This window comes from Nocardioides sp. LHD-245 (assembly GCF_030929495.1).
In the GTDB taxonomy this organism is placed as follows: domain Bacteria; phylum Actinomycetota; class Actinomycetes; order Propionibacteriales; family Nocardioidaceae; genus Nocardioides.
This window is the reverse complement of sequence record NZ_JAVFWN010000024.1, coordinates 61169-72027: the sequence shown is the minus strand read 5'-3', so window position 1 is coordinate 72027 and position 10859 is coordinate 61169. Positions and strand designations below refer to the sequence as shown.

Sequence of the window (10859 nt, the reverse complement as noted above, 5' to 3'; positions counted from 1 at the left end):
GGATCAAGACCCACGCCGGTTGGCAGGCCCGACATCCGTTCCCCGGGATCGTGATCTGGCGCGATCCCCACGGGGCCCACTACCTGGTCGACCCGACCGGCACGAGACGCATCACCGCCACCACCGGTGCGGATACTCCGACCCGCGCGGAGTGGAGTGTGATGCAGCTGCTGCTGGACTACACCGCCGCCTGATCGCCGCCGGAGATGAGGGCACGGAGCGTCTCGGCCTGGCGCACCAGGAAGGCACGCTCGTCCAGCTTCTTGCGGCGCATCCAGGTCACCACCTCGAGATTGCACTTGCTGGCGTTGCACGAGCGACAGGCGGGCACGACGTTGGCGAGCGTGTAGCGGCCACCGCGCGAGATCGGCAGGATGCAGTCCTTCTGCAGCGCCGCGCCGTCGGCGCCACAGTAGGCGCATCCAGCCCACGCCTCGAGGATCGCGGCCCACTGGGCATCGGTCAGGTCGTGCTCGACCTTGGCCATCCGCCGCTTGCGGCGGCGGGCGTACGTCGCGGCGCGGCTCCGGTTCACGCGGACGAGTATCGCGTCTCCCGCGTCGCTAGGGTCGGAGCGTGGCCGTGACTATCGACGAGATCCTCGTCGCCGACCCTCCGCACGCCTGGCGCGCCGCCGGCTTCACGGTCGATGACGACACCTGCCGGGTCGGCACCGTCCGGATCCGCCTGGTGGGCCGCGCGCGCGGCACCGGGATCGTGGGCTGGTCGCTGCGCGGTCTGGCGGGAGGCCCGGTCGCACCCGACCTCGACGGGATCGCGACCACCTCCTCGACGGCGCCGCCGCCCGCGCCCGCGACCCACGCCAACGGGGTCACGCACCTCGATCACGTGGTGGTGCTCTCGCCCGCCGTCGCCCGGACGAGGGCCGCGCTGGAGGCGATCGGGCTCGACGTACGCCGGGAGCGGGAGGGCGTGCTCGCCGGGACGCCGGTACGGCAGCTGTTCCTCCGCCTCGGCGAGGTGATCCTCGAGGTCGTGGGCTCACCCGACGACGAGGGGGAGGGCCCGTCGAGTCTGTGGGGCCTCACCCACACCGTGGCGGACATCGACGCCGCGGCGGCGTCTCTCGGAGAGCGGACCTCGCCGGTGAAGAACGCGGTGCAGCCCGGGCGGCGGATCACCACGCTGCGGCACCGCGACCTCGGCATGTCGGTGCGCACCGCGCTCATCTCGCCCCACGTGCGGCGCGGCTGATCGGTGCCGTCAGCGCCGTCAGTGCCGACGCTGCAGGACGACCCAGCCGAGGGCGACGCCGAAGCCGGCGATGATCGGGCCGATGACCGAGAACGTCTCGGACTTCGTGTCGCCGATGACGCCCCACGACAGCAGCGTCCAGTAGCCGCCGACCAGCAGCAGGAGGATCGCCGGCGGCAGCCCGAACAGCAGCTTCTGCCAGCGCGGGCGTGCGCCGTAGCGATCCTGGTCCACGCCCGCAGGCTACTCGGCGGCTCCACCGCGGCTCCACTCAGGCCGGGCGGACCAACCTTCGGCCAATCTCCTGCTGGTCTCCTGGGGTGACCGTCATCTCATCTCGGGAGAAGTCAGTCATGGGGAAGTCACTCGGGCCTGTCGGCGCGCCCGCACTACCGAACGCCGTACCACCGCCGGCCGGGATCGGCCGTCGCTCCTTCGTGGGCTATGTGATGGGCGGGACCGGCCTCGTCGTCGCCGCCGACCTCGCGCTCGGCGCCGCACCGGCCCGGGCCGCGGGCCTGCCGATCCCGTCGGTGCCGCAGATCCCGGAGCTCTACGACCTCAACGACTTCCTCACCCACTGCGCGCTGCCGACGTCGGCCCTGATCGCGATCCACATCGACGAGCAGGGCGACGCGCATTTCGCCCTGCCGCGGATGGAGGTCGGACAGGGCATCACGACCTCGACGGCGATGATCATCGCCGACGAGCTCGATCTGCCGCTCGAGCGCGTGCACGTGACGCTGGCGCCTGCGCGCAGAGAGCTGCTGTTCAACCAGCTGACCGGCGGCTCCAACACGACCATCTCGACGTACACCCCGATCCGGGTGGCAGCCGCCGTGGCCCGCAAGGCGCTGCTCGACGCGGCCGCGATCCAGCTCGGCGCGCTGGTCGAGACCCTGACCGTGAAGGGCGGCGTCATCTTCGACCTGCTCGGCAACGCGCTGCCGTACGGCGAGGCGGCGGCCCTCGCGGCGCCGGAGACCACGCGGCAGGTGGAGGTCGAGCTCAAGGCGGAGGCCGCGCACACGATCGTCGGTACGCCGCGGCGACGGGTCGACGCGCTCGACGCGGTCACCGGCCGCAAGCGGTTCGCCATGGACCTGACCGAGAGGGACGTCCCCGGCGCACTGCCGACCATGGTCTGCCGCGCCCCCGACCTCAACGGCACGGCGAAGGAGGTCCGCAACCAGGCGGCGGTCGCGGCGATGCCGGGTGTCACCCACGTCGCGATCATCCCGACCGGCGTCGCCGTCCGCGCCCGCACCTTCGGACAGTGCATCGACGCCGTCCGGGCTCTCGATGTCGTGTGGAACGCCGGCACCGTGGCCGGCAGGTCGTCGGCCGACATCCTCAAGGAGCTGCGCCGGGCCGAGCTGCCGCTCGCGGTGCCCAAGCTCGGCGCGACGACGGTCGAGGGCGAGTTCGTCTTCCACTTCCGCAGCGGCTCGGCCCTCGAGCCCAACTGCGCGGTCGCCGACGTCCGTGCCGACTCCGCCACCATCTGGGGTGGGCTGAAGTCGCCGATCGACGCGCAGTCCAAGGTGGCCCGCGCCCTGAGGCTGCCGCAGGGCAAGGTGACGGTCAACGTCGTCCAGGGGGGCGGCTCCTTCGGCCGCAAGCTGTTCAGCGACGCCGCGATCGAGGCGGCGCACGCGTCGAAGGCGTTCGGCGCGCCGGTCAAGCTGATGTGGCACCGGGCCGACGAGCCGCGCCAGGGCAGGGTGCACCCGATGGCCACGTCGCGGATCCGGGCCACCGTCCTGCTCGGCAGCGTGATCAGCTTCGAGCAGCGCCACACGTCGGTGTCCACGGACTTCACCCACGGGCTGGGGGAGCGGCTGACCGCCGAGGTCGCGGCGCTGCCGACGGGCCTGGCGAATCTCGGCTTCTCCGAGACGATCTTCCTGCTCAGCCAGGAGCTGCCCTATGACTTCGGGGTCGTCACCCAGCTGCTCAACGAGTCGAACCTCGACGTCGACAGGTTCAACACCAGCTCGGTGCGCAACATCTACTCGCCCGACGTACGGTGCGCCAACGAACTCATCGTCGACCGGTTGGCCGCGAAGCTGAGGCTGGACCCGGTGGCGTTCCGGTTGCGGTACGCGAAGAGCGGCATCGTGAAGCGGGTGCTGCGGCGCGCGGCCGAGCTGGGCGAGTGGGGCCGCGCGATGCCCGCGGGCACCGCGCAGGGCATCGCGATCCACAAGGAGTACAAGGGCGCGACCGCGGTCCTCGTCGAGATCGACTGCCGGCCCGAGACGGTCAACCGGAAGGTGCGCGACGCCGTCACCGGGCCGCGGGTCACGAAAGCCACCGTCGTCGTCGACTGCGGCCTCGCCATCAACCCGCTCGGCATCCAGGCCCAGATGATGGGCGGCTTCTCCGACGGCATGGCCCAGGCGCTGAGCTACGGCAACCACCTGGTCGACGGACGCTTCCTGGAGGCCAGCTGGGACAACTCGGCCTACACCCGGCAGTGGAACACCCCGTTCGAGTTCCGCTGCGAGGTGCTCGACTCCGACCGCAAGGAGCCGGGCGGCATCGGCGAGGCCGGCGTCGCCGCCTCGATGGCGGCGGTGGCCTGCGCCTACGCGCGCGCTACCGGGACGATGCCGACGGAGTTCCCGATCAACTTCCACGACCCCCTCCACTTCGAGCCGAAGCCGTTCGTCCCGCCCGTCCCCGAGTCGCCGGTCAACGGCCTCGACCACGTCTCCTGAGGTGACCGTCATGCCCACGCACACCTTCCAGCTCAACGGCGAGACCGTGACGGTCGACGTCGAGGACGACGTCCGCATCCTCTGGGTCCTGCGCGACGTCCTCGGCGTGACCGGACCCAAGTACGGCTGCGGGATCAACGTCTGCAAGGCCTGCACCTCCCACATCAACGGCAAGGCGTTCAACCCGTGTGCGGTACCGGTCGGCGCGCTCGGACCGGACGACGAGATCACCACCATCGAGGGACTCGCCGACACCGTCCCCGGCGACGGTCTGCATCCGATGCAGGAGGCCTGGCTGGAGCATGACGTCGCGCAGTGCGGCTACTGCCAGCCGGGCCAGATCATGGCGGCCGTCGCGCTGGTCCAGCGGGTCCGCGCCGAGCGCCGGGCGATCACGGAGGACGACCTCGACTCGATCCGCAACGTCTGCCGCTGCGGCACCTACCCGAGGATCAGGGAGGCGATCAGGGCCGGAGCCGACCAGATGTAGCGCTCAGCCCAGAGCGAGCTTCGCCGCGACCAGCACCATCGTCGCCGCGATGCACAGCTCCACCACCTGCCATGCGCGCGGACGGGCGAGGAGCGGGGCCAGCAGCCGGGCCCCGAACCCGAGCCCGCAGAACCACAGCACGCTCGCCACCGCCGCCCCGGCCCCGAACCACCAGCGACCGGCGGGCTCGCCGCCGTCGTGGGCGGTGGCGACGGAGCCGATGAGGAGCAGCGTGTCGAGGTAGACGTGCGGGTTGAGCCAGGTCAGCAGGACCGTGCGGGTGACGACGCCGCGCCGGGTCTCGGTGCCGCCGTCACCGGCAGCGGCCGCGAGCGACTCCGGATGCGCGGCGCGACGCAGCGAGGCCGCGGCGTACCAGAGCAGGAAGGCGACGCCCAGCCACCGCACGAGCACGAGGGCCCAGCCCGCCCGGTCCACGAGCGTGCCGACGCCGGCGATGCCGGCCGCGATCAGGAGCGCGTCGGACGCCGCACAGATGAGGACCACGACGCCGACGTGGGAGCGGAGCAGGCCCTGGCGCAGGACGTAGGCGTTCTGGGCGCCGATCGCGACGATGAGGGACGCCGTGGTCAGCAGGCCGGCGAGGGCGGGGGCGAGCACGGCACGAACCTAGGATCGTCCGGGGGTGAAGACCAGCGAATGTTTCTGCAGGAACCTAAGCATTGCTTAACATGAGATCCATGCGCTTCGACCCGGCCCAGCTGGAGACGCTCGTGGCGATCACCGAGGAGGGCACCTTCGAGGCCGCGGCCCGGCGCCTCCACGTCACGGCCAGTGCGGTGAGCCAGCGGGTCCGGGCGCTGGAGCAGGCGGCCGGCCAGGTTCTCGTCCGTCGTACGACGCCGGCGACCGTGACGCCCGCGGGGGAGCCGCTCGTGCGGCTCGGGCGTCAGCTGCGGCTGCTCGGGACCGAGGCGGCCGCGAGTCTCGGTGGCGACGAGGTCGTCGACCTGGCCGTCGCGGTGAACGCCGACTCGCTGGCCACCTGGTTCCGCCCGGTGCTGGCCGCGGTCGCGCGGCGACCGGGGACGGCGCTGCGGCTGCACGTCGAGGATCAGGCCTACTCCGACGACCTCCTGCGTCGCGGTGAGGTGCTGGCCGCCGTGACGGGGGAGCCGCGGCCGGTCCAGGGCTGCGTGGTCGAGCGGCTCGGCGGCATCCGCTACACGGCTGCCGCCGCGCCCTGGCTCGTCGAGCGGCATCGCCGCGGGCGCGGCATCGACTGGGCGGCGATGCCGCTGGTCGTCTACAACGAGAAGGACCACCTGCAGGACGACCTGCTCGCCGCCCACGGCGCGGGACGCCCGCCCGTCGTACACCGCGTGCCCAGCACGCCCGACTTCCACGAGGCGATCCGCGCGGGTCTCGGCTGGGGGATGCTCCTCGACCCGCAGTTGGCCCCGAGCCTCGTCGCGGGCGAGGTGGTCCGGCTGCCCGGTGCCCGCCCGGTCGTCGTCCCCCTCTTCTGGCAGCGCTGGCGCCTCGACAGCCCGGCCCTCGCCGCGCTGACCGACGACGTACGGCGCGCGGCGCGCCAGGGGCTCCGCTGAGCCGGTCAGGCCTCCGCGGTGGCCTTGATCCCCGTCAGCGTCTGGCGCATGCCCTCGCGCAGCGCCGTGGTGAAGACGTCCATGCCGCCGAGGAAGCCCTCGGTGAGCTCGCGGGAGAGGTCGGAGATCCCGTCGGGCGTGGTGCGGCGCTGGGTGAGCAGGGTGCCGTCGCCCTCGGGGCGGAGGTGGAAGGACCAGACGGCCCAGTTCTCCTCGACCCGGAACGCGATCTCCTCCTCGGGCTCGAACCTGACGATGCGGGCGTGGGTGGTCCACTCCAGCTCGCCGTGCTGGTTGCGGTTCGTGAACGCCGCGCCCTCGCCGAGCTCGGCGCCCTCGGCGAGCCGGGTCGAGGTGACCTGGGGGCTCCACTCGGCCATCCGGCGTACGTCGCTGACGAGTGCCCACACCGCGGCGGGGGGCGCGTCGATCCCGATCGAGTCCTCGAGCTGGTCGTCCATGGTTCCTCCCGGCAGATCTGTGCGACCGGTCGGTCGCATTTCTCGGCACGGTAGCCGGGAAGGATCTTTACGTCCAATCGGTCGTATAGGCTGCGGCCATGGCACAGGACTCCGGCCCGCTGGACGGGCGCCGGGCGCGTGGCGACGCGACCCGGCGGCGCGCGGCCCGGCACGCGGCGGACCTGGCCACCACGCACGGACTCGACTCGATCTCGGTCGGCGCCCTGGCGACCGCCACCGGGCTCAGCAAGAGCGGCATCCTGACGGTCTTCGGCACCCGCGAGGCCATCCAGGTGGCCGCGGTCGCCGAGGCCCGTCGGGTGTATGTCGCCACGGTGATCGAGCCCGCCTGGGGCGCCGAGCCCGGGCGGGCGCGGCTGCGGGCGCTGCTCGACTCCTGGGTCGCCTACCAGCGGGCCGGGGTCTTCCCGGGCGGCTGCTTCGTCTCCGCGACGTCGGTCGAGTTCGGTCACCGCGCCGGCCCGGTCGCCGAGGCGGTGCGCCGGCTCAAGCGGGAGTGGCTCGACCTGCTGGAGGCCGAGCTCCGCACGGCGGGCTCGGCGGATCCCGTCGACGACGCCTTCCGGATCGACGCCTATCTCGCCGCCGCCGACACCCGGCGCCAGCTCTTCGACGACGACGCCGCTCTCGACCGGGCGCGTGCCCTCGCGCTGGCGGTGATCGGCTGACCGCTCCGGCCGCGCGGGGCGGAATCGCCCTGCCCGCGACCGTGAGTCACTAACCTGGAGTCGATGAGCACCGAACCGGCCGCCCGGCCGGGCGTCGCCGTCACGGTCAACGGAGCCGCCCGGGCGCTGGTCGGCGCCCAGCCGCCGGTGACCGCGCTCGACTGGCTGCGCGGCCTGGGGCTCACGGGCGCCAAGGAGGGCTGCGCCGAGGGGGAGTGCGGCGCGTGCGCGATCCTGCTCGCCCGGCCCGCGCCGGACGCCTCGCCGGCCGCGCCGACGGCCTGGACCGCCATCAACGCCTGCCTGGTGCCCGCCGCCGCCCTCGCCGGCCAGGAGGTCGTCACCGCCGAGGGCCTGGGCGCCCCCGACGCGCTGCACCCGGTCCAGCGCGAGCTGGCCGTCCGGGGCGGCTCGCAGTGCGGCTACTGCACGCCCGGCTTCGTGTGCAGCATGGCTGCCGAGTTCTACCGCCCCGGCCGGGGGGCCTTCGACCACCACGCGCTGTCCGGCAACCTGTGCCGCTGCACCGGCTACCGCCCGATCATCGAGGCCGCCGAGGCGCTGGTCGCCCCCGCGGCCGACGACCCCCTCGCCGCCCGTACGACGGCCCCGCCGCCGTCCGCGCCCGCCCATGCCCTGCCCGGTTGGGTGCGGCCGGGGAGTCTCACGGAGGCGCTGGCCCGCCTCGGCGAGCCGGGTGCGGTCGCCGTCGCCGGGTCGACCGACCTCGGCGTCGAGGCCAACCTGCGCGGTGCCCGCCCCGATCTCCTCGTGGCCATCGACCGGCTCGACGAGCTGCGCGTCCTCACCGTCGCCGACGAGGTGGTCGAGATCGGTGCCGCGCTCACGCTGAGCGAGGTCGAGGCCCGGCTCGCGGGCCGGATCCCCCTGCTGGACGCGGTCTTCCCGCAGTTCGCGTCCCGGCTGATCCGCAACGGCGCGACCTTCGGCGGCAATCTCGGCACCGGCTCGCCGATCGGCGACCTGCTGCCCGCGCTGCTCGCCCTCGACGCCGACGTCGTGCTCGTCGGACCCGCCGGCGAGCGCACCGTCCCGCTCACCGCCTTCTTCACCGGCTACCGCCGGTCGGTACGGCAGCCCGGCGAGCTGATCGCCCGGGTCCGGATCCCGCTGCCGCTCGCCACCACCACGGCCTTCCACAAGATCGCGAAGCGCCGCTTCGACGACATCTCCTCGGTGGCGGTCGCCTTCGCGCTCGACATCGTCGACGGTGTCGTCCGCGGCGCGGCCATCGGGCTCGGTGGCGTCGCTGCCACACCGATCCGAGCGACCGCTGCCGAGCACGCTCTGGCCGGCGCCGCCTGGACGCCTGCGGGCATCGCCCCGGCCGCCGCCGCGCTGGCCGCCGCGGGCACGCCGCTCGACGACCACCGCGCGAGCGCGTCCTACCGCCGGGCCATGCTCGGACAGGCTCTCCCGCGCCTCCTCGCCGAGCAGCCGGGAGGGAGGGCGTCATGAGCGTCGGCGAGGCCCGTCCGCACGAGGCGGCGGCGCTGCACGTCACGGGCCATGCGCTCTACACCGACGACCTCGCCCTGCGTGCGTCCGGCGTCCTGCACGCCCACCCGGTCCCGGCACCCCACGCGCACGCCCGCGTGACCCGGCTCGAGCCCGCGCCGGCGTACGAGATCGCCGGTGTGGTGCGGGTGCTGACCGCCGCCGACGTGCCCGGCGTCAACGACTCGGGCACCAAGCACGACGAACCGCTGTTCCCCGACGAGGTGATGTTCCACGGCCAGGCGGTGGCGTGGGTGCTGGGCGAGACGCTGGAGGCCGCACGGATCGGCGCGGCGGCCGTCGACGTGGCGTACGAGGCCCTGCCCTCCCTCGTCACCGTCGCCGACGCGATCGCCGCCGACTCCTTCCAGGGCGCCCGGCCGACCATGGCCCGCGGCGACGTCGCGGCCGGATTCGCCGCCAGCACGCGGGTGTTCGAGGGGGTGACCGAGCTCGCGGGTCAGGAGCACTTCTATCTCGAGACCCACGCCTCCTTCGCGCAGGTCGACGACGACGGCCAGGTGTTCGTGCAGTGCAGCACGCAGCACCCGACCGAGACCCAGGAGATCGTCGCCCACGTCCTCGGCCTGGCCAGCCACCAGGTGACCGTGCAGTGCCTGCGGATGGGCGGCGGTTTCGGCGGCAAGGAGATGCAGCCCCACGGGTACGCCGCGATCGCGGCCCTCGGCGCCACGCTGACCGGCCGCCCGGTGCGGGTCCGGCTCACCCGCCAGCAGGACCTGACGATGAGCGGCAAGCGGCACGGCTTCCACGCGACCTGGCGGGTCGGCTTCGACGCCGACGGTCGGCTGCAGGCGCTGGATGCGACGCTCACCTCCGACGGCGGCTGGAGCCTCGACCTCTCCGAGCCGGTGCTGTCGAGGGCGCTGTGCCACATCGACAACGCCTACTGGATCCCGCACGTCCGGGTCGCCGGCCGGATCGCCCGCACCCACACCACCTCCCAGACCGCGTTCCGCGGCTTCGGCGGCCCGCAGGGGATGCTCGTCATCGAGGACGTCCTCGGTCGCTGCGCACCCGCGCTCGACCTGGCGCCGGAGGAGCTGCGGCGCCGGAACTTCTACGTCGAGGGTCAGGCGACGCCGTACGGCCAGCCGGTGCGGCACGCCGAGCGACTCGACCGCGCCTGGCAGCAGGTGCTCGACACCGGTGAGTTCACCCTCCGACGCAAGGAGATCGACCGGCACAACGCCGGCGACCCCCATCGCAAGCGGGGACTGGCGATCACGCCGGTCAAGTTCGGCATCTCGTTCAACTTCACGTCGTTCAACCAGGCCGGGGCGCTGGTGCACGTCTACAAGGACGGCTCGGTGCTCATCAACCACGGTGGCACCGAGATGGGCCAGGGCCTGCACACCAAGATGCTGCAGGTCGCGGCGACCGCGCTGGGCCTGCCGATCGAGCGGGTCCGGCTCGCCCCGACCCGCACCGACAAGGTGCCCAACACCTCCGCCACCGCGGCCAGCTCCGGCGCCGACCTCAACGGTGCCGCGGTCAAGGACGCCTGCGACCAGATCCTCGCCTGGCTCGGTCCGGTCCGCGACCGTCTCGGGGACGGGGCCGCCTGGGAGGAGGCGGTCCGCGCGGCGTACCTCGACCGGATCCAGCTGTGGGCCGCCGGCTTCTACCGCACCGAGGGCCTGTCCTGGGACGCGACGACGATGACCGGCACCCCCTTCAAGTACTTCGCCTACGGCGTCGCCGCCGCCGAGGTCGAGGTCGACGGCTTCAGCGGCGCGTACGACGTGCGCCGGGTCGACATCGTCCACGACGTCGGCGACAGCCTCTCCCCGCTCGTCGACCTCGGCCAGGTCGAGGGCGGCTTCCTCCAGGGCGTCGGCTGGCTGACCCTCGAGGACCTGCGCTGGGACAGCTCGGACGGCCCCGGGCGCGGGCGGCTCGCGACGCAGTCCGCGTCGACGTACAAGCTGCCGAGCCTGTCGGAGCTGCCCGCCGACCTGCGGGTCGCGCTGCTCGAGCGGGCGACCGAGGACGGTGTCGTCTACGGCTCCAAGGCGGTCGGCGAGCCGCCGCTGATGCTGGCCTTCTCGGTACGCGAGGCGCTGCGCGACGCGGTCGCCGCCTTCGGGCCGCCCGGGGTGAGCGTCGAGCTGGCCTCGCCCGCCACGCCCGAGGCGGTCTGGTGGGCCATCGAGAGCGTGCGGGGGTGA

General features: G+C 73.3%; 12 protein-coding genes. 8 read left to right on the top strand and 4 right to left on the bottom strand.

Annotated elements, in window-relative coordinates; all coding sequences use genetic code 11:
- Window positions 1–194 (top strand): hypothetical protein (locus tag RB608_RS27065; RefSeq protein WP_308091209.1); only part of this gene is annotated, 194 nt, incomplete at its 5' end.
- On the opposite strand, the gene RB608_RS27060 is transcribed toward RB608_RS27065, so the two are convergent.
- Window positions 179–535 carry an HNH endonuclease signature motif containing protein gene (locus RB608_RS27060; protein WP_308091208.1) on the bottom strand — a complete coding sequence of 119 codons (357 nt, stop codon included), beginning with the start codon at window positions 533–535 and terminating at the stop codon, window positions 179–181. The genes RB608_RS27065 and RB608_RS27060 overlap by 16 nt on opposite strands.
- A 41-nt stretch (window positions 536–576) precedes the next feature.
- Here RB608_RS27060 and RB608_RS27055 point away from each other — a divergent pair, with 41 nt between their 5' ends.
- Window positions 577–1215 carry a hypothetical protein gene (locus RB608_RS27055; protein ID WP_308091207.1) on the top strand — a complete coding sequence of 213 codons (639 nt, stop codon included), beginning with the start codon at window positions 577–579 and terminating at the stop codon, window positions 1213–1215.
- 18 nt (window positions 1216–1233) lie between these two features.
- Here RB608_RS27055 and RB608_RS27050 read toward each other — a convergent pair whose 3' ends face one another.
- On the bottom strand, window positions 1234–1449 hold the full coding sequence (locus tag RB608_RS27050) for a hypothetical protein (RefSeq protein ID WP_308091206.1): 216 nt from the start codon (window positions 1447–1449) through the stop codon (window positions 1234–1236).
- Between the two features lie 119 nt (window positions 1450–1568).
- On the opposite strand from RB608_RS27050, the gene RB608_RS27045 reads away from it, so the two are divergent.
- The gene (locus RB608_RS27045) at window positions 1569–3938 is read left to right on the top strand and encodes a molybdopterin cofactor-binding domain-containing protein (RefSeq protein WP_308091205.1); all 2370 of its coding nucleotides are present in this window, start codon (window positions 1569–1571) and stop codon (window positions 3936–3938) included.
- A 10-nt stretch (window positions 3939–3948) separates the two neighbouring features.
- Window positions 3949–4428 (top strand): 2Fe-2S iron-sulfur cluster-binding protein, encoded by a 480-nt coding sequence (locus RB608_RS27040; RefSeq protein WP_308091204.1) that lies wholly within the window; start codon window positions 3949–3951, stop codon window positions 4426–4428.
- 3 nt (window positions 4429–4431) lie between these two features.
- Here the strand turns inward: RB608_RS27040 and RB608_RS27035 are convergent, their stop codons facing one another.
- Window positions 4432–5049: a LysE/ArgO family amino acid transporter gene (locus RB608_RS27035; protein WP_308091203.1), complete on the bottom strand. Its 618-nt coding sequence runs from the start codon at window positions 5047–5049 to the stop codon at window positions 4432–4434.
- Window positions 5050–5129: 80 nt separating this feature from the next.
- Here RB608_RS27035 and RB608_RS27030 point away from each other — a divergent pair, with 80 nt between their 5' ends.
- Window positions 5130–5999 carry a LysR family transcriptional regulator ArgP gene (locus RB608_RS27030; protein WP_308091202.1) on the top strand — a complete coding sequence of 290 codons (870 nt, stop codon included), beginning with the start codon at window positions 5130–5132 and terminating at the stop codon, window positions 5997–5999.
- A 5-nt stretch (window positions 6000–6004) separates the two neighbouring features.
- Here RB608_RS27030 and RB608_RS27025 read toward each other — a convergent pair whose 3' ends face one another.
- Entirely contained in the window at window positions 6005–6460 is a 456-nt protein-coding gene (locus tag RB608_RS27025; RefSeq protein WP_308091201.1) for an SRPBCC family protein, read from the bottom strand.
- Between the two features lie 98 nt (window positions 6461–6558).
- On the opposite strand from RB608_RS27025, the gene RB608_RS27020 reads away from it, so the two are divergent.
- The 3 genes from RB608_RS27020 (at window position 6559) to xdhB (ending at window position 10859) form a co-directional block, all read left to right on the top strand.
- A complete protein-coding gene (locus RB608_RS27020) occupies window positions 6559–7149 on the top strand; it encodes a TetR family transcriptional regulator C-terminal domain-containing protein (protein ID WP_308091200.1) in 591 nt (196 codons plus the stop codon).
- A gap of 63 nt (window positions 7150–7212) precedes the next feature.
- Entirely contained in the window at window positions 7213–8628 is a 1416-nt protein-coding gene (locus RB608_RS27015) for an FAD binding domain-containing protein (RefSeq protein ID WP_308091199.1), read from the top strand.
- A complete protein-coding gene (gene xdhB / locus RB608_RS27010) occupies window positions 8625–10859 on the top strand; it encodes a xanthine dehydrogenase molybdopterin binding subunit (RefSeq protein WP_308091198.1) in 2235 nt (744 codons plus the stop codon). Before RB608_RS27015 ends, xdhB begins: the two co-directional genes overlap by 4 nt.